General features: G+C 41.1%; 16 protein-coding genes and 1 other annotated feature. Of the genes, 7 read left to right on the forward strand and 9 right to left on the reverse strand.

Annotated elements, in window-relative coordinates:
- Window positions 1-7: 7 nt before the first annotated feature.
- The 5 genes from moaA to ACHZK0_RS23060 all read right to left on the reverse strand — a co-directional run bounded on the left by moaA (window position 8) and on the right by ACHZK0_RS23060 (window position 6,142).
- Entirely contained in the window at window positions 8-1,021 is a 1,014-nt protein-coding gene (moaA, locus tag ACHZK0_RS23040) for a GTP 3',8-cyclase MoaA (protein ID WP_395760908.1), read from the reverse strand.
- A 172-nt stretch (window positions 1,022-1,193) separates the two neighbouring features.
- Window positions 1,194-5,069: a BclA-related collagen-like exosporium protein gene (locus ACHZK0_RS23045; protein WP_395760909.1), complete on the reverse strand. Its 3,876-nt coding sequence runs from the start codon at window positions 5,067-5,069 to the stop codon at window positions 1,194-1,196.
- A 121-nt stretch (window positions 5,070-5,190) separates the two neighbouring features.
- Window positions 5,191-5,514 (reverse strand): hypothetical protein, encoded by a 324-nt coding sequence (locus ACHZK0_RS23050; RefSeq protein ID WP_262740195.1) that lies wholly within the window; start codon window positions 5,512-5,514, stop codon window positions 5,191-5,193.
- Between the two features lie 20 nt (window positions 5,515-5,534).
- A complete protein-coding gene (locus tag ACHZK0_RS23055; protein WP_002067672.1) occupies window positions 5,535-5,759 on the reverse strand; it encodes a spore germination protein in 225 nt (74 codons plus the stop codon).
- A 77-nt stretch (window positions 5,760-5,836) separates the two neighbouring features.
- Window positions 5,837-6,142, reverse strand: a complete 306-nt coding sequence (locus tag ACHZK0_RS23060) for a rhodanese-like domain-containing protein (RefSeq protein WP_097819376.1) — start codon at window positions 6,140-6,142, stop codon at window positions 5,837-5,839.
- 198 nt (window positions 6,143-6,340) lie between these two features.
- Here ACHZK0_RS23060 and ACHZK0_RS23065 point away from each other — a divergent pair, with 198 nt between their 5' ends.
- Window positions 6,341-6,523 carry a hypothetical protein gene (locus tag ACHZK0_RS23065; protein ID WP_016085879.1) on the forward strand — a complete coding sequence of 61 codons (183 nt, stop codon included), beginning with the start codon at window positions 6,341-6,343 and terminating at the stop codon, window positions 6,521-6,523.
- A gap of 49 nt (window positions 6,524-6,572) precedes the next feature.
- Here ACHZK0_RS23065 and ACHZK0_RS23070 read toward each other — a convergent pair whose 3' ends face one another.
- Window positions 6,573-7,697 carry an alpha/beta fold hydrolase gene (locus ACHZK0_RS23070; RefSeq protein WP_395760910.1) on the reverse strand — a complete coding sequence of 375 codons (1,125 nt, stop codon included), beginning with the start codon at window positions 7,695-7,697 and terminating at the stop codon, window positions 6,573-6,575.
- Window positions 7,698-7,849: 152 nt separating this feature from the next.
- On the opposite strand from ACHZK0_RS23070, the gene ACHZK0_RS23075 reads away from it, so the two are divergent.
- The 5 genes from ACHZK0_RS23075 (at window position 7,850) to ACHZK0_RS23095 (ending at window position 13,269) form a co-directional block, all read left to right on the forward strand.
- Window positions 7,850-10,207, forward strand: coding sequence for a spore germination protein (locus tag ACHZK0_RS23075; RefSeq protein WP_395760911.1), 2,358 nt, complete (start codon window positions 7,850-7,852; stop codon window positions 10,205-10,207).
- Window positions 10,208-10,224: 17 nt separating this feature from the next.
- Complete coding sequence (locus ACHZK0_RS23080; RefSeq protein WP_262740197.1) at window positions 10,225-11,325, forward strand: spore germination protein; 1,101 nt, start codon at window positions 10,225-10,227, stop codon at window positions 11,323-11,325.
- A complete protein-coding gene (locus ACHZK0_RS23085) occupies window positions 11,295-12,380 on the forward strand; it encodes a Ger(x)C family spore germination protein (RefSeq protein WP_262740198.1) in 1,086 nt (361 codons plus the stop codon). Before ACHZK0_RS23080 ends, ACHZK0_RS23085 begins: the two co-directional genes overlap by 31 nt.
- A gap of 92 nt (window positions 12,381-12,472) precedes the next feature.
- Entirely contained in the window at window positions 12,473-12,658 is a 186-nt protein-coding gene (locus ACHZK0_RS23090; protein ID WP_000038779.1) for a hypothetical protein, read from the forward strand.
- Between the two features lie 188 nt (window positions 12,659-12,846).
- Window positions 12,847-13,269, forward strand: a complete 423-nt coding sequence (locus ACHZK0_RS23095; protein WP_000180554.1) for a hypothetical protein — start codon at window positions 12,847-12,849, stop codon at window positions 13,267-13,269.
- A 44-nt stretch (window positions 13,270-13,313) separates the two neighbouring features.
- Here ACHZK0_RS23095 and ACHZK0_RS23100 read toward each other — a convergent pair whose 3' ends face one another.
- Entirely contained in the window at window positions 13,314-14,360 is a 1,047-nt protein-coding gene (locus tag ACHZK0_RS23100; protein ID WP_395760912.1) for a hypothetical protein, read from the reverse strand.
- 150 nt (window positions 14,361-14,510) lie between these two features.
- Here ACHZK0_RS23100 and ACHZK0_RS23105 point away from each other — a divergent pair, with 150 nt between their 5' ends.
- Window positions 14,511-14,939, forward strand: a complete 429-nt coding sequence (locus tag ACHZK0_RS23105) for a GNAT family N-acetyltransferase (RefSeq protein ID WP_270605966.1) — start codon at window positions 14,511-14,513, stop codon at window positions 14,937-14,939.
- A gap of 27 nt (window positions 14,940-14,966) precedes the next feature.
- Here ACHZK0_RS23105 and leuS read toward each other — a convergent pair whose 3' ends face one another.
- Window positions 14,967-17,375 carry a leucine--tRNA ligase gene (gene leuS, locus ACHZK0_RS23110; protein WP_262740201.1) on the reverse strand — a complete coding sequence of 803 codons (2,409 nt, stop codon included), beginning with the start codon at window positions 17,373-17,375 and terminating at the stop codon, window positions 14,967-14,969.
- 65 nt (window positions 17,376-17,440) lie between these two features.
- Window positions 17,441-17,660, reverse strand: a binding site (T-box leader).
- A 185-nt stretch (window positions 17,661-17,845) separates the two neighbouring features.
- On the reverse strand, window positions 17,846-19,039 hold the full coding sequence (locus tag ACHZK0_RS23115) for an MDR family MFS transporter (RefSeq protein ID WP_395760913.1): 1,194 nt from the start codon (window positions 19,037-19,039) through the stop codon (window positions 17,846-17,848).
- Window positions 19,040-19,189 lie beyond the last annotated feature (150 nt).

Below are 19,189 nucleotides of genomic sequence, written 5' to 3' on the forward strand. Positions count from 1 at the left end.
CCCTTCCTTATCCTCCTATATAAGACATTTCAATTTTCGGACGATTTTTTGCACTTTCTTCTGTCCGTTCATCCGAATATCTATCTTTTCTATTCATCCATACATCTTGTATAACACTTAATAACTCATCATCCGAAAGATTCCCTCTAAGAAGTTCCCTTATATCCAATCCTTCGGTCGCAAATAAGCAAGTATAAAACTTTCCATCTGCCGAAATTCTCGCTCTCGTACAAGAGGAACAAAACGATTCAGAAACAGAAGTAATAAAACCGACTTCGACATTTGTTCCAACGTAACGATATCGCTTCGCAACTTCACCGAAATAATGCGCTTCAGCCGGCTCAAGCGGATACACGCTATGAATCATTTCAATTAATTCTTGCTTTGTAACAACTTGATCAAAGTTCCATCCATTTGTACTACCAACATCCATAAACTCAATAAACCTAAGCGTGATTCCTTGCTCTTTAAAATAAGCAGCCATCGGAAGTACTTGATGGTCATTCATCCCTTTTTTCACAACCATGTTTACCTTTACATCAAGCCCGGCCTCTTTTGCAGCCATAATTCCCTTTATAACAGGTTTCGTATTAATATTCCGGCCATTAATACCCTTAAATACATCATCATCTATTGCATCTAAACTAACATTTACTCTATGTAATCCAGCTTCTTTTAATACTTTTGCTTGTTTCGTTAAATGAATCGCATTTGTCGTTAACCCTATATCTACTAGCCCGTCAATTTTCACGAGACGTGCAATAAGCTTTGTTAAATCTTTACGAAGCAGCGGCTCGCCACCAGTAAGTCTAATTTTTCGTACACCGATGCTAACAAATAGTTTTGCCAAACGCTCAATTTCATCAAACGTCAATAAAAACTCATCTTTCAAAAAAGCATAATCTGGCCCAAAAACTTCCGCTGGCATACAATATGTACATCTAAAATTACAACGATCAATGACAGATATGCGCAAATCTTGAAGTGGGCGTTCAAAAAAATCTGTAACCATCTCCTGCATCGCCACCCTCCCTTTCTGCCAAATTTCTCTCTTTTCATTCTATTATAATATATTTTCGAACTGCGATGTTTTTGCTTAAGTGAATAAAGTAAAACTTTCCTAACCAATTAGACTACCTACAAATAATGAGATAAAAACCTTGAAGCATAAAAGCTCCAAGGTTCTCTTCTTATTAACTTAATCTAATAATAGTTAAAGTAGCTCCTGGCGTTGTCGTAGATAATGTAGCTATTGCAACTAATCCAAATAACTGCAAACTAATAGCAGCTCCAGCAGGCAAATTAGCAATTATTGTTGCACTAAATGAACCAGTAGCCACTGTCGGGGCGTTTATCGTTCCCGCAAGCGGACTGCCATTTACAGTTATACGAGAACTTACAACTAATCCTGCCGTTAAATTAATTGTATAAGCTATATAATAGTTTCCTGCATTCGCAACTGTAAATACAGTATTTCCACCACTAACGGTTATTCCTGGGCCAATATTTTGATTGTTCGGTAATGGTACGTTCGTACCACCTAATAAAACGGAAATAGCGGTTCCTGATGTATTATTCGCAAATGCATATGTTGCAGTTGTACTAACTCCAGTGGCTCCAGTAGCTCCAGCTCCGGTTGGACCTGTATCTCCAGTTGGACCTTGTGAACCGGTTGCTCCTGTTGCCCCCGTTGGACCTTGGATTCCTTGCGGGCCTTGAATTCCTTGGGGACCTGTCGCTCCGGTTGCTCCCGTGACTCCAGTTGGACCTTGGATTCCTTGCGGGCCTTGAATTCCTTGGGGGCCTTGAATTCCTTGGGGACCTGTCGCTCCCGTTGCTCCTGTAGCTCCGGTTGGACCTTGGATTCCTTGCGGGCCTTGAATTCCTTGCGGACCTTGAATTCCTTGCGGACCTGTCGCTCCGGTTGCTCCTGTAGCTCCCGTTGGACCTTGAATTCCTTGCGGGCCTTGAATTCCTTGTGGGCCTTGTGGGCCGGTCGGACCTATGTCACCTTGCGGACCTTGGATTCCCTGTGGGCCTTGTGCTCCTGTTGCCCCCGTCGCTCCTTGGATTCCTTGAGGACCTTGTGGACCTTGAATTCCTTGTGGGCCGGTTGGACCTATGTCGCCTTGTGGGCCTTGAATTCCTTGGGGACCTTGTGCCCCCGTTGCCCCTGTTACTCCTTGGATTCCTTGGGGACCTTGAATACCCTGTGGACCGGTTGGACCTATCTCTCCTTGCACACCTTGGATTCCTTGCGGACCCTGTAAACCCGTCACTCCGGTTGCTCCCGTTGCTCCTGTCACTCCAGTTGAGCCTGTCGCCCCGGTATCTCCCGTTACTCCTGTCGCACCTGTTGCTCCTGTCGGGCCAGGTGGTCCACCAGATGGACCTGTTACTCCCGCCGGACCTGATGGCCCCGTTGGACCGGTCGGTCCTGCTGGTCCTCCAGATGGGCCTGTTACCCCTGTTGGACCGGTTACTCCTGTTGGACCGGTAGTTCCTTCTCCCGTCGCTCCAGTTGCCCCCGTATCTCCTGTTGCTCCCGTCTGACCTTGTATCCCTTGAATTCCTTGTGGTCCTTGCACTCCTTGCGCACCTGTTGCTCCTTGAATCCCTTGAATTCCTTGCACTCCTTGTGGCCCCATCGGACCGGTTGGACCAATCGCTCCTTGTACTCCTTGCACTCCTTGGGGGCCCTCTGGACCCGTTGCTCCTATTTCCCCTTGTATCCCTTGAATTCCAGTTGCTCCTTGTGCTCCAGTTGCTCCCGTTATCCCTTGCACACCTTGGATTCCCTGTATTCCTTGTGGACCTTGTGGGCCTGTTGCTCCTACCGGTCCTTGAATACCTTGTATCCCCTGAGAACCCTCTGGACCCGTTGCTCCAACTGGCCCTTGCACACCTTGGATTCCTTGCGGGCCCTGAAGTCCCTCTGGGCCTTCTGGACCGGTTGGACCTATCTCTCCTTGTATCCCTTGGATTCCAGTTGGGCCTTGTGGTCCAGTCGGACCTATGTCACCTTGCGGACCTTGGATTCCCTGTGGGCCTTGTGCTCCTGTTCCCCCTGTCGCTCCTTGGATTCCTTGAGAACCTTGTGGGCCTTGAATTCCTTGTGGGCCGGTTGGACCTATGTCGCCTTGTGGGCCTTGAACCCCTTGCGGACCTTGATCTCCTGTTGCCCCCGTTACTCCTTGAATTCCTTGCGGACCTTGAACACCTTGGGGACCCGTCGGACCTATCTCTCCTTGCACTCCTTGGATTCCTTGCGGACCTTGTAAACCCGTCACTCCGGTTGCTCCCGTTTCTCCTGTCGCTCCTGTCACTCCAGTTGAGCCTGTCGCCCCGGTATCTCCTGTTACTCCTGTCGCACCTGTTGCTCCTGTCGGACCAGGTGGTCCACCTGATGGACCTGTCACTCCCGCCGGACCTGATGGCCCCGTTGGGCCGGTCGGTCCTGCTGGTCCTCCTGACGGGCCAGTCACCCCTGTTGGACCGGTTACTCCTGTTGGGCCTGTAGCGCCTTCCCCTGTCGCACCTGTTGCTCCCGTATCTCCTGTTACTCCCGTCGGGCCTTGTATCCCTTGAATTCCTTGTGGTCCTTGCACTCCTTGTGCACCTGTTGCTCCTTGAATCCCTTGAATTCCTTGCACTCCCTGCGGCCCCATCGGACCGGTTGGACCAATCACCCCTTGAGCACCTTGTACTCCTTGGGGACCCTCTGGACCCGTTGTTCCTATTTCCCCTTGTATCCCTTGAATTCCAGTTGCTCCTTGTACTCCAGTTGCTCCCGTTATCCCTTGCACACCTTGTATTCCCTGAATTCCTTGTGGACCTTGTGGGCCCGTTGCTCCTACCGGTCCTTGTATGCCTTGTATCCCCTGTGGCCCCTCTGGACCCGTTGCTCCAACTGGCCCTGGCACTCCTTGTATTCCTTGTGGGCCTTGAAGTCCCTCTGGGCCTTCTGGACCTGTTGGTCCTATATCTCCCATCGAACCTTGTATTCCTTGCACTCCTTGTGGTCCTGTTGCTCCTGATGGACCCGGTACTCCTTGTATACCTTGTGGACCTTGATCTCCGGTCGCTCCTGTTACACCTTGAGGCCCTATAGCCCCCTGTATACCTTGCGGACCTTGATTACCAGTTGCACCCGTGATTCCTTGAATCCCCTGAACTCCCTGTATTCCTTGTTCACCAGTTACACCCGTCGGACCAGGAATACCTTGGATACCTTGCGGACCTTCTGGACCTGTTGGCCCAATCGGCCCTTGAATCCCTTGTATTCCTTGCAAGCCCTGTGCTCCTGTGCTTCCACTCGGACCTGTACTTCCCGTTGCTCCTGTTACCCCTGTACTTCCTGTAGCCCCAGTATTCCCCGTTGCTCCAGTCGCACCTGTACTTCCACTCGGTCCACCACCTGGACCTGTCGGCCCCGTCGGACCAGGTGGTCCTCCTGACGGGCCAGTGATCCCTGTTGGACCGGTTACTCCCGTCGGTCCTGTTATCCCCTGACCAGTCGCTCCGGTTGCTCCTGTATTTCCACTCGGTCCTTGTGATCCTTGTATCCCTTGTGCTCCTTGTATTCCTTGTGGACCAGTTGCTCCTGGTACTCCTTGCACACCTTGAATTCCTTGAGATCCCTCAGGTCCTGTCGCTCCAATTGGCCCCTGTAATCCCTGTATCCCTTGTATACCTTGTGCCCCAGTCGCTCCGGTTGGACCAATCGGGCCTTGTAACCCTTGCACACCCTCCGGTCCTGTCGCTCCAGTTTCTCCTTGTGGCCCTCTCAATCCTTGTGGCCCCTGCTGTCCTTCTGGTCCCGTTGCACCTATTGGTCCAACCGGTCCTTGTATCCCTTGCACACCTTGAGGTCCTGTCGGGCCCATCTCCCCCATCGGACCTTGTAATCCTCTTGGTCCTTGTGGGCCAGTCGGGCCTTGCGGACCGGTTGGACCAGTAATTCCAATACCAGTAAATCCCGTTGGAACGGGTGGAAAGGTAGGCCCAATAAGATTTGGTGGAATTCTGAAATTAGAGTTTAATGAATGTTTTTTATCGCGCTCTCTCACACTTTCACCACCTGCACACCATCTTTTTTACATTAAACAAACCTCTTCTTCTTAATATGTATTTACAAAAACAAACTCAAAGACTATTTTTATTTGAAATAATAAAAACTCCCTTAATTCCTTAAGGGAGTCCAGCAACTGAATCCATATTATCTGTATTAGGGACAGCTTGTGCTATACTCGAAACATTTGCACTTTGCCCCATATTTGTTCCTGTTACAGTACCAGCAGGAGTACCTTTTGTATATGTTGTCGTCACCGAATCTCCTGGCTGTAAACAAAGCTTCGTCTCCGTCCCTATTACTGTAACAACGTCAATCCAAGTGCACCCCATTGAACCACTATACGACTTCGAAGCAGTAAATGAAGTATCACTCAAATTATCACCGGTAAATATATTCCCAGTGTTATTCACAATAACAAACTCTTTTATATGAGCAGGCATAATTACACTCTACCTTTCCTCTATGAACCTAATGTACGTGTACTCGTTGCTAACGGCGGAAGAAACACCGATGTTCGAATCACTGCTTCTGGCTGCCTTTTCCCATTTAAAAAAACTGCCGCACTCGAACCTCCAGCACCTGCATATATTTTTGCTACAGCTAAAGGTGCGATATTATAACAGTCGCCAACATTAACAGCTCCTGTATTGTTAATAATTTTTACTTTACGCATGTTAATCCCCATTTCCCCCTCCCCCTTTTGTATACTGTATGCAAAAGAAAAAAACTTGAAACAAACACGTTTCAAGTTTTTTAAACTACTTATTTCGTTTCACCTTCATATTGAAGCATACCGCCAACCATGTTCGCTGTTTTAAATCCTTGCTCATTTAAATAATGGCATACATTTTCACTGCGCATTCCCGAGCGACAAATAAAGATATATTCATTCTCTTTATCAAAGAAATCTACTTTATTTGGGATATCACCCATTTTAATATGTACAGCTTCTGGAATTTTCCCCGCTGCTACTTCTTCATCTTCCCTTACGTCTACTAAAAATAACGTTTCACCATTTTCTAAACGTTCTTGCACTTCTTCTGTAGTAATTGTTTTAACTTCTGTCATATTTCGTTCCTCCTTATATACAATAAAGCCTTTAGTCTCTTCCTTAAAAAGCATGTCTAATCAATTTTAGCATGCGAAAGAAAGAACGCAAAGAATGCAAAATTTATTTCTCAATTTTCTCGCAAAACTTATTCTTTACAAACATAACTCGTGCATTGTATCCTCAATATACTTGTTTTATGAAAGGAGCCAATGAAAATGACACTTTTTCTTTTCATTACCGGCATCATTTTCTTAATCGCTGCAATTATTGCTCTTAGTATGAAAAATAATAAAAAGATAAAATCACCACAAGAAATATCATTCTTATTTTTATTACTTAGTATAGCGTTCTTCGGTATAGCAATTGCCACATATATTTTCCGTCTACAAATCATGTAAAAAAAGGTGCCTACTACATACATTGCACCTTTTTCACACCATTTCTTTTCTACACAAAACTAGATACTTTCCGATTTAAAAACTCATAAACCTTTTTTTCAAATAAATGAATATCAAATGCTCCCGCCATATGCCCATTTATACTTTCTATCTCATACACTTCCGCATACTTCCCTTGTTTTTGCAACATGTCTACCATTTTATAATTATAACGTGACGGCTGAAGCAAATCTTGTTTACACGGAATCATAAGTACATTTGCTTCTATATGAGACAGCGCCTCTTCTAAAGACGAAAATCCATGCGCAATATCATGTAATAAAACTGCTTTCGCAGTATATATCCACGAATTTGCATCTACCAACTCTATACCTCTATATGTCACTTTATTTATTTCTTTCTCAAATGACGTCAATGTAGAAACCTTTTCATAAGGGTCTACTTCTATACTATTACGAGGGAATGTTGTTTCATAAAAATGCTCATCAAACGCGTTCATAAACATCATTCTATTCGCTAAATGAAGCCCCTTCATTGGCTGCTCTTCTCCATATTTTCCGCCCTTCCAGCTTGGATCTAGTTGAATGGCCTCAATAGCATTTTGCGCTACATTTACTGACGTAATAATTGGATTTTGCGGATTCGTAATAACACCAATCATCCGCTCTACCATATGAGGATAATGAACAGCCCATTGCTGCGCAATCATCCCGCCAGCTGACGGCCCCATTACAGCATGTAGCCTTGCGATTCCCATATCTTTTATTAACTCATATTGCATACGAGCTACATCAAGAAATGTAAAAACCGGAAAATCCATCGCATATTCATCTCCAGTTTTCAGATCAATTGATTTCGGTCCTGTTGTAATCACATAAGGGTTCTTTACCTGCACATTACAAAGATTATCAGTGCATATAACAAAGTATTTATTTGTATCAATTGCTTTTCCAGGTCCAATTAAACCATCCCACCAACCAGACTCCTCATCATGCGCTGTATATTTTCCTGCCGCATGACTCGTTGCACTAAAATAATGGCATACCAAAATCGCATTTGACCTTTCTCTATTTAAAATACCGTACGTCTCATACCCCATTTGAACAGGAATTTCCCTACCATTTTCAAACGTAAATTCTTTTAAAAGAAACTTCTCTTTTTTTACAATTTGCACAGACTCTCCCTCTTCCCGTTATAGTATGAACTGCTTACTACATGTTTTTTTCTATGCAAACCAAACTCCTTCTTCTTTTCATAAATAAATGAATAATATACAAAATTAGCCACAAAATAGCACTATATTACACAATCAAAGAGGGAATACATATGATTTGGAATTGGCTACGTAAGAAAAAAAAATCAAATAAAGCAGAGAAAAACGAAACAGATAACTCGGAACAACAACCTAACAATCAAGAGGATGATAACAAAGAACAGACTAGAAGTATGAAACATAATAAAGGTAACAATAGCGAGCAACAAAAAGAGGAGCACAAAGAGCCTTCTCAGGATCAACAACAGAGTTCTAAACAAAACAACTCGAATCAGGATCAACAACAAAGTTCTAAACAAGACGACTCGAATCAGGATCAACAACAACATTCTAAACAAGATGACTCGAATCACAATCAACAACAACATTCTAAACAAGATGACTCGAATCAAGATAAACAACAAAGCTCTAAACAAGATGACTCGAATCACAATCAACAACAACATTCTAAGCAAAGCGACTCGAATCAAGATAAACAGCAAAGCTCTAAACAAGATGACTCGAATCAAGATAAACAGCAAAGCTCTAAACAAGATGACTCGAATCAAGATAAACAGCAAAGCTCTAAACAAGATGACTCGAATCAAGATAAACAGCAAAGCTCTAAACAAGATGACTCGAATCAAGATAAACAGCAAAGCTCTAAACAAGATGACTCGAATCAAGATAAACAGCAAAGCTCTAAACAAGATGACTCGAATCAAGATAAACAGCAAAGCTCTAAACAAGATGACTCGAATCAAGATAAACAGCAAAGCTCTAAACAAGATGACTCGAATCAAGATAAACAGCAACATTCTAAGCAAAGCGACTCGAATCAAGATAAACAACAAAGCTCTAAACAAGATGATTCGAATCAGGATAAACAGCAAAGTTCTAAACAAGGTAAATCGGATCAAAATCAGCAGCAAAACTCTGGAAATAATAGTATTTATGATTTTACGAAACCAGGAAAAGACCGTATTCATTCTCTACAAAATTTAATAGAAAAGCTCAAAAAGTCTAGTGATTTTGTTAATTACCATACATCTGATGATGAAACGATGCCTTATTGGATTTCTTACTATCGACCTTCGCTTGATGGTGAGAAATTGCAAAAGTATTTAATGCCTACTCTTTTAGAACGACCTAACGCCTCACTAGAAGAGCTGAAAGAACATATTCCGATGAGCGGGATTACAATTACGAACGATTTACAAAAAATTGAGGATATGGTGTTAAAAGGACATGCGATTATTCAATTGAACCAGCAAGATCAAAAATGTATGCTTGCAAACATCGCGATTGATAATTATCGTGCACCAACTCCTCCTTTAAACGAATCGACTGTTATCGGTCCTCAAGAAGGTTTCGTAGAAGATATTGATACAAATATTAATTTAGTTCGAAAACGTCTTCCTGTTTTGGATTTACAAACAAAAGAAATGATTGTCGGCGAGTTTTCCAAAACAAAAGTTGTCATGATGTATTTAGACAACCTCGCTGAAAAAGATAATGTAGATTTTCTCGAGGAGTCATTACGCGCTCTTGAATATGATCAAATTAATGATAGTGCTTATATACAAGAACTAATGGGAGAAAAGTCAATTTTCCCCCTCTATATCAATACAGAGCGTACTGATAGAGTTACAAAAGCACTTATTGATGGGAAAATTGCTATTTTTGTGGATGGTTCTCCAAGCGTTCTACTAACGCCTGTATCCTATTTCGATTTTTTCATTTCACCAGAAGACTATAACGTCTCTTGGCTATATGCTACATTTTCACGCATTTTACGCCTTATCGCCGTTCTATTCTCGATATGCGCTACACCGTTATACGTTGCAGTTTTAAATTATCATTATGAACTTATTCCAAGTGACTTACTTGAAACTTTGATTTTATCAAGGGCACAAGTACCATTCCCGCCTTTAATTGAAGCACTCTTTTTAGAACTCGCAATCGACTTATTAAGAGAAGCTGGCGCAAGATTACCGATGAAAGTGGGTCAAACGCTCGGTATTGTAGGCGGTATCGTAATCGGGCAAGCATCTGTACAAGCTGGTTTAACGAGTAATATTTTATTAATTATCGTTGCCTTATCAGCACTTGCTTCCTTTATTACACCTATTTATAAAATGGGTAATGCAGTTCGATTACTACGATTCCCATTTCTTATCTTTGCAGAAATCGGAGGACTGTTTGGAATTTCTCTTGGATTTATCTTTTTATTTACTCATCTATTCAGACTTACTTCCTTACGTAAGCCGTATGCTTTGTTTTATCCGACAAGACAACAATCTGTTAAAGATTCTTGGATCCGTTTTCCATTAACAATGATTGATACAAGAGATGTACAAGCAAGACCACAACATGTAAAAAAAGCTGCGAAAGGAATTTCAACAAAACATAGATCGGACTTTGATGATTAAGAAATGAGGTGCATTCGATGAGTAAAGTTCAAGAAAAATATCAAATATCTCCTGCCTTTGTTTTCTTCTTAATTCACGGTGCACAGTTTGGTGCTGGCGTTCTCGGTTTCGCTCGGATTATTGCAAAAGCTGCTGGATACGATGGATGGATAGGAGTTATTATCACAGGAATTGGTATCCATATTCTTATATGGATGATGTACGTCTTATTAAAAGAAACAAATGGAAACTTAATTGATTTACATCGGCAAACATTTGGAAAGTGGCTAGGAAATGGTATTAGCATCATCTTTATGGCTTATTTTTTAATCGTCAGCATTTCCGTCATTCGAACATACGTTGAAATTATTCAAGTATGGATGTTCCCTACCGCTTCCACCTTTATGTTAACACTCTTTTTATGCTTAGTTAGTTATTACATTATTTCTTCTGGATTTCGTGTCATTACTGGCATTTGCGTCATCTCTGTTGGTGGTACACTAGGATATTTAATTCTTAGCTCATTCGTTTTGAAATACTCACATTGGGATAATTTACTTCCTATATTCACACATTCTTTTTCAGATATTTTAAAAGCCGCCAATCTGTCAATCTACAGTATGACAGGCTTTGAGATTTACCTCATGGTTTATCCATTTGTGAAAAAACCTATGCAATCTCATAAATACGCTCAATACGGGGCATTATTTTCAAATCTTCTATATTTATTTAGTACCCTTTTAGCCTTTGCGTTTTTTAGTGAGAAACAATTGTTAAAAACGATATGGTCACAACTTTCTATGACCCAAGTCATTCAATTACCATTCATAGAAAGGCTAGAATATATCGCGATTTCAGGCTATGCACTCGTTATTATTTCAAGTTTTATCCTTCCGTTATGGGCCGCAATGAGAGGCACTCACGAAATATTTCGCGTAAAACAAAGAGGTATTTTAATTGCTTTTATCTTTATCACGCTTATTATTTCACAACTTTTAACAAACAGGCACGATATTAACAATTTTATTAGTAATGCAGCAAAAGTTAGTTTTTGGCTCATTTATGTATACATCCCAATTCTATTTATTATTGTGTGGGTGAAAAGAAAATGGAAAAAATCAAAAGCACGAGCAAATTAATGCTTATTTCTTGTATAACATTCTTTAGTCTAACTGGATGTTTACAAAAAAATATTATCGACGATGTACAACTTATTCAAGGAACCGTTTTTGATGTAGCAAAAGATAATAAAGTAAAAGTGACATTCGTTTGTCCCATTCAGAAAAAAGGTAATAAAGTTCAAGTTTTTGAAGGCAGCGCAAATGCGGTAAAGCAAGTAAAAGCAGACACATCTTTAGAATCTTCTCAACCTTTTGCTAGCGGACAAATGCGTGTTGCTCTATATACGATAAGACTTGCCAAAACAGGAATGTCTACTTCATTCGATACATTACTTCGAGATGTGAATATAGGGAACGCTTTGTATGTTGGCTTATTAGAGGGGAATGGTACTGAACTTTTAAAAGGAAAATATACGACTTCATACAACGTTGCAATTTATATAAAAAAGTTGTTAGAACATAATATGGAGACCGGTCCTTTACCAACAGATAATCTGCATGTAGGAGCATTCCGTTATTACCAAGAAGGGCAAGACTACTATATTCCAATTTTAAAGAAACATGGTGATAAAATAAAAATTAACGGAATTGGTCTTTTTAAAAAGGATAAGTATATCGGTAAAATCGCGAAAAAAGATATGTTCATATTTAAAGGACTATTAGAGAAACACAAATTAGATTCACACGAATTTAAAACAGATTCTGCGTACGTAATGATTAATAATATTCGTTCTGTTCCAACTTACGATATAAAAATTAAAAACGGGAAGCCTTCTTTTTTCATTCATGTTCATCTTGATGCACGTATTCAAGAACTATCGAAGCAAATTAACTTAGAAAATAACAAGAACACAAAAAACATTGAAAAAAATGTCCAAAAACAATTGGATGTACAGGCTACCAAATTAATTAAGCAGTTTAAATCTTTAAACGTAGATCCTCTCGGGCTAGGTGCAAAGTATAAACAACATTATCGCCCATTCAAATTAGAAGAATGGAGACAAATGTATAAAGATGTTCCGGTTCATATAAAATACACCGTAAATATTACAAATTCTGGTGTAATTGAATGAGAAATGATTGAACTCCTCTCTCCAGCATGATACAACGGAGAGAGGAGTTTTTTATTACCAAATAGAGAGAGAAGATATTTACGGGGGAGCTTATGTCTAAAAAATTAGTAAAGCCTATTTTAAATGGTATTTTATTTCTCGGCGTCTTTTTATTTGCTCATACATACTTAAAAAATGTTTCTTTCACACGTTATTTACTTGTCGTTATACCAATGTTACTCGTTGGTATATTTGGCATCGATCTTATTTTATCCATTTTAATAAAAAAAGAAGAATAACGAGCAGGGCCGTCCCAAAAGTATTCCGGGATGGCTTTCTTTTTTTAATGGGTTATATTTTGTTGTTTAGTCGATATAATCTTTCCCTATCTAAACTAAAAGATAAAACTTTTAGACAGTGCCTTTTCATTTCATAATCACCCTATGTTACAATGAGATTCGGACAAAACGAGAAAGGATGAAACAACATGACAAACGAAAAAGGTTTAGATAAAGGATACGAACTTGTTGCGAAAATGCATGAAGTATTCGGGCATCCTGTGACAAATACTCCAACAAAACTAACAGAAGAGCGCGCAAAAATTCGTGCTAGCTTTATGCAAGAAGAGCTAGAAGAATTTCTAGAAGCAACGACTGTTGAAGATCAATACGATGCACTTATTGACCTTATTTACTTTGCATTCGGAACGTTTGCAGAAATGGGCGTACGTCCAGATAAAGGATTTGAAATTGTAAACAACGCTAACATGGCAAAGCTATTCCCTGATGGGAAACCTCGATTCCGCGAAGGCGATGGCAAAATTCTAAAACCAGAAGGCTGGCAGGCACCAGAGCCACAACTTCGTGCTGAAATCGAACGCCAACGCCAAGAAGCTGAAAAAAACTGCTAGGATTTCCTAGCAGTTTTTTATTATGTCTTTTTTTCTGCAAGTCATTAATGACCCACATGTCCCGCGTGTCCTGCTGCTCCACCAATACTAGCCGCTCCTGCTGCTGCCCCTGCTCCTCCTGCTCCAATTCCACCTGTCCAAGGAGAAGATTGTTGCTGTTGTTGATATTGCTGATATTGTTGGTGTTGTTGCCCCTGCTGACCTTGATGGCTCTGTTGACCTTGATAGCCTTGGTGTCCTTGATGGTGATGACCTTGTTGGCCTTGATGGCCTTGATGGTGGTGATGACCATGGTGACCTTGTTGGCCTTGGTGGTGATGATGACCATGGTGACCTTGTTGGCCTTGATGGTGGTGATGACCATGGTGACCTTGCTGGCCTTGGTGCGTTTGGTAAAGAACAGCTTGTGGATGAATGTGGTGGTGACCGTGGTGATGTACTTGTTGTTGATGTCCGTGATGGTGGTGATGACCATGATGACCTTGCTGGCCTTGGTGCGTTTGGTAAAGAACAGCTTGTGGATGAATGTGGTGGTGACCGTGGTGATGTACTTGTTGTTGATGTCCGTGATGGTGGTGATGACCATGATGACCTTGTTGGCCTTGGTGGTGATGATGTACATGGTGGCCTTGTTGGCCTTGGTGGTGATGGTGTACATGGTGGCCTTGTTGGCCTTGATGATGGTGGTGTACATGATGACCGTGAACACCTTGCGGATAACCACCTACTCCGCCTGCTACAACACCTACTCCCGGTACCGGAAATCCTGTCTGCACTCCTCCAACGAAAGAAGGAAATGTAGTTGGTACTCCTACTGGAATTCCTGTCTGTAAGCCAGCTACTGCTGTCGGAAATCCGCCGGTTACTGTAGGCATTCCAGCCCCTGATGTTGAAAACCCTCCCATTAATGTAGGCATTCCAGTTTGCATGCCAGCTACCGATGTTGGAAATCCTCCTGCTGCTCCACCCATCCAGCTCGGAATTCCACCGTACCCTTGTTGGCCAGCTCCTCCCATTAACATCATTTGTGTATAACTGTCCGATTCGCCTCCGAAGAAGCCATGTGGTGCATTATTGTCCATCCCTTTCATTCCTTTCACCTCTTCTACTCAATTTAGCCTACCTTTTTTATCATATTTCCTATAGAAGAATAGGTGTTTGTCTGTATTGGAATTCCGCTCCTTTTTCTTCATTCATGATAAAATTAATTAACTAAATATTTCTGCTAGGAGGTATTTCTATTGAAAAACGTAACAAAGGCTTCTATCAAAGATTTAGATGCAATCTTACATATAGATATTGATGTAATCGGAGATGATAGTAGACGAGATTATATTAAACACACTATCAATGAGGGCAGGTGCGTCATTGTAAAAGAAGAAAATTCTATCTCTGGTTTTCTAACATACGACACAAATTTCTTTGGTTGTACTTTCCTCTCATTAATTATTGTTTCGCCAGCAAAAAGAAGGAACGGCTATGCAAGCTCGTTAATCTCATATATGTTAAGTCATTCTCCTACTCAAAAAATCTTTTCTTCGACGAACGAATCGAATACAAGTATGCAAGCCGTTTTTAATACGAATGGATTTGTACGTAGTGGAATAGTTGAAAATTTAGATGAAGGGGATCCTGAAATTATTTTCTACACAAAAAAGCTCAGAGTATAAATACTCTGAGCTTTTATTTAGAATGAATTAGTTTGCAACAACGTTAACAAGTTTGCCAGGAACTACAATTACTTTACGAACTGTTTTTCCTTCGATTTGGTCTTGAATTGCTTCAAGTGCAAGTTGTTCCATTTCTTCTTTTGATGCGTCTTTACTCATTGTTAGTTTTGCGCGAACTTTGCCCATAACTTGAACAACGATTTCAACTTCATCTTCTACAAGTTTAGACTCATCAAATGTTGGCCAGCTTGCATATGTGATTGTTTCATTGTATCCAAGTTTGCTCCATAGTTCTTCTCCGATGTGAGGTGCAACTGGTGCAATCATTTTTACGAAACCTTCTACATATTCTTTTGGAAGTGTTTCAGCTTTGTATGCATCGTTGATGAATACCATCATTTGAGAAATCGCTGTGTTAAAGCGAAGCTCTGCATAGTCTTCTGTTACTTTCTTCACTGTTTGGTGGTAAGCTTTTTCAAGCTCTTTATTTGGTGCATCAGTAATTTTCTCACTTAATTCACCGTTATCTTGAATGAATAGACGCCATACGCGGTCTAGGAAACGACGCGCTCCGTCAAGACCATTTTCAGACCAAGCGATTGAAGCATCTAATGGTCCCATGAACATTTCGTATAGACGAAGTGTATCTGCACCGTGGCTTGCTACGATATCATCAGGGTTTACAACGTTACCTTTTGATTTACTCATTTTCTCGTTGTTTTCACCTAGAATCATACCTTGGTTGAATAATTGTTGGAACGGCTCTTTCGTTGGAACTACACCGATATCGTATAATACTTTATGCCAGAAACGAGCATATAGTAAGTGAAGTACAGCGTGCTCTGCTCCACCGATATAAATATCAACTGGAAGCCATTGTTTTACTTTTTCAGGATCTACAAGTGCTTCGCTGTTGTTTGGATCGATGTAACGTAAGTAATACCAGCAGCTACCAGCCCATTGTGGCATTGTGTTCGTTTCACGACGACCTTTTTTACCAGTTTCAGGATCAACAACATTTACCCACTCGTCAATGTTAGCAAGTGGTGATTCACCAGTACCTGAAGGACGGATGTTTTCTGTTTTCGGAAGAACTAATGGTAATTCGTCTTCTTTCACAGCTGTCATTGTGCCATCTTCCCAGTGGATTACTGGAATTGGCTCACCCCAGTAACGTTGACGGCTGAATAACCAGTCACGTAGACGGTACGTTACTTTTTGATTTCCTGCGCTCGTTACTTCAAGCCATTCAATCATTTTTGCGATTGCTTCTTCTTTATTTAAACCATCAAGGAATGCTGAGTTTACATGTGCACCATCACCTGTGTACACTTCTTTCGTAATATCTCCGCCTTTTACAACTTCCTTCATTGGAAGATTGAATACTGATGCGAATTCATAGTCACGCTCATCGTGAGCTGGAACTGCCATTACAGCACCTGTTCCGTAAGTTGCAAGAACGTAATCAGCGATCCAGATTGGTAATTTCTCACCGTTTACTGGATTAACTGCGTAAGCACCAGTGAATACACCAGTTTTTTCTTTCGCAAGTTCTGTACGCTCTAGGTCACTCTTCATTTTTACAGCGTTAATGTAAGCTTCTACTGCTTCTTTTTGTTCCGCTGTTGTAATTTCAGCAACAAGTGCATGTTCCGGAGCAAGTACACAGTATGTTGCACCAAATAGTGTATCAGGACGCGTTGTGAAAACTGTGAATTTCTCGTCTGTACCGTCGATATTGAAGTGTACTTCTGCACCTTCAGAACGACCGATCCAGTTACGTTGCATATCTTTTAAGCTTTCTGGCCAATCAAGCTCATCTAGATCTTCTAATAGACGATCTCCGTAAGCTGTAATTTTTAACATCCACTGTCTCATCGGACGACGCTCAACTGGATGTCCGCCGCGCTCACTCTTACCGTCAATGATTTCTTCATTTGCAAGTACTGTACCAAGTGCTGGGCACCAGTTTACAGGTACTTCATCAACGTAAGCTAAACCTTTTTCAAATAGTTTTAGGAAGATCCATTGTGTCCACTTGTAGTAGTTTGGATCTGTTGTATTTACTTCACGATCCCAATCGTAAGAGAAACCTAATGCTTTAATTTGATTACGGAACGTATTAATATTAATCTCTGTAAATTCTGCCGGGCTGTTTCCAGTATCAAGTGCATATTGCTCTGCTGGAAGACCGAATGCATCCCATCCCATTGGATGAAGAACGTTATATCCTTGCATACGCTTCATACGAGATAAAATATCTGTCGCTGTATAACCTTCTGGATGTCCTACGTGTAGGCCTGCACCTGATGGATATGGGAACATATCTAGTGCATAAAATTTTGGTTTTTCTGTCTCATCTGGCGTACGGAATGTTTTATTCTCTTCCCAGTACCCTTGCCACTTCTTCTCAATATCTTGATGATTAAAGCTCATGAGATACCCTCCTTGAAATTCTATTTATTTTCACCGCCCAAAATACAAAAAACCTCTCATCCCTAGAAAGGGACGAGAGGTTATAGATTCCCGCGGTACCACCCTAAATTAATGTACAAATATACATTCGCTTAGATCCGTAACGTGGATTAACGGCAATTGCTACTAATAGTTTCACAACTGCAACTCAAAGGCGAGTTCATAACGAAACGTGGATTGACTTGCACCGACCGTCAACTCTCTAAACCAGCTTCTATTACTACTACTCCTTCTCACTGTTATTACAAATATGAGTTAAGTGAACTACCCTCTGCCTCGTGTCTCTTAAGAGCTTTAAAGCGGGGTTTCTCGGTTAATCGTTACTATAGAATAACTAGCCAATTCGTCTTAAGACACCCGAGCTATCTCCCTTGTTCGAAAGGTTGTTTTATTTAAATATATTCTAAAACATGTTAACATGTTCCGTCAAACTAAACTGCAATTTTTTCTTCAACTGTTTCTTCTATTTTTACTCGTTTATCATACATGCTCGTTGCTATAAGCGCTACTACAAGCATTACCATGATTGCTATAAACAATACTTCCATATTGTATAAATCCACAATCGCTCCGCCAACGACCGGCCCGAACATTTTCCCTACAGTCGCTGCGCTATTTACAACGCCTTGATAAAAGCCTAACTTATCTTTTGGCGCAAGTATATTTGCAATGGTCGGAACTGCTGGCCATACAAATAACTCACCAATTGTTAATGTTACCATCGCAACGAGAAACATCGTAAATTGCTGCGCCTGACTTAATACAATGAATGACGCCGCAAAAATGACGATCCCAATCATAATTTGTTGTTTTAAAGAACGCTTCATCCAGCGAATTAACATACTAACTAGTGGCTGTGCACAAACGATCATCGCTCCGTTTATCGTCCATAATAAACTATAATGGCGAAGGCTAATATTTAATTCCCGCATATGAGTCGCAATCGCTCCTTGCCACTGTACATATGTAACCCAGCATAAAGCATATGCTACACATACGATAAGAAGTGCTTTGAATCCAGGTGTAAGCGACCAGCCTTTTTTCGTTTCGACTTCTTTTTGTACGCCCCGCTCTTTTTTGTCTTCCATACCACGGAATCCGATAAAAGCAATTAAGAAGAAAACAAAGTATAAAATAAAGTTCGCTAAGAAAATATAATCAAAACGATACGATGCAACTAATCCACCACACGCTGTTCCGATCGCAATACCCACGTTTTGTCCAACATACATCGCATTAAATGCTCGTCTTCCGCCCTCTGGCCAAACCGTACCAACCATCGCATACATCGATGGGAAGACCATTCCAGAACCAAAACCGATTAAGGCTAGCCACACAACATATAACGGCCAACCGTGGAAGAACACAAGACCTAAAATCGATACGAGTGTAATGACAATCCCTACTAAAGTTGATTTATAACCGCCCCATTTATCAAATAAAACACCGCCGAGCAAGTTTCCGATTACACCAGTAAGCGAGTTGATCATTAATACCATTCCGGCCACAGATAAAGATTTTCCTAGGTGATCATGCAAATAAATTGTATTAAAAGGCCATAAAAAAGAAGCACCCGTGACATTAATAATCATCCCAGCTACTAATAGCCATACTTTCCTTGGCATAGTCTCCCCTCCTATTCTATTTTTTCGTTCATCTATAACAGTAAAATTGTATTCGTTTTTAAATAGGAAGGCAACTGATTAATAGTTGATGAAATTCAGATAACGGTTTGCTGGTAAATGAAATTATATTGATTGCCACTTAAAAATATA

Source organism: Bacillus sp. 3G2 (assembly GCF_044324725.1).
GTDB classification, from domain to species: domain Bacteria; phylum Bacillota; class Bacilli; order Bacillales; family Bacillaceae_G; genus Bacillus_A; species Bacillus_A mobilis.